The 348-nt window shown below is 64.4% G+C and carries 1 protein-coding gene; it reads left to right on the forward strand.

The window, feature by feature from the left end:
• Positions 1 to 334, forward strand: a 334-nt coding sequence (locus HLUSI_RS28180) for an ATP-binding cassette domain-containing protein (RefSeq protein WP_016834112.1), incomplete at its 5' end; no start/stop codon positions are given.
• Positions 335 to 348: the final 14 nt, after the last annotated feature.

The raw sequence follows: 348 nt of genomic DNA on the forward strand, positions 1-348 counted from the left end.
CTATGCGCCGGAAGACCGGGTGATGTTCCCGACCTTCACCGTGGAAGAGAACTTGCGCCTGCCATGCGACGTCCTGGGCCTGCCCACCGCAGAGGTTGACCGTCGACTGGAGAAGGCCTTGACCGTAGTCCCGCAGCTCAAGGAAATGCTGCCGCGTTCGGGCGCTGCGCTGTCCGGCGGCCAGGGCAAGATCGCCGCGCTCGGCCGTGCCCTGATGGCCGGTACGCGCCTGGTGCTGCTGGACGAACCTTTCCAGGGACTGGCGCCAGTGCTGGCGACACAGTACGGCGAATCGCTGCGCCGCCTGCGCGAGATCGAGTATACGAGTTCATAATAGATCGATGTATC

The sequence above is a fragment of the Herbaspirillum lusitanum P6-12 genome (genome assembly GCF_000256565.1).
Taxonomy (GTDB): domain Bacteria; phylum Pseudomonadota; class Gammaproteobacteria; order Burkholderiales; family Burkholderiaceae_D; genus Herbaspirillum; species Herbaspirillum lusitanum.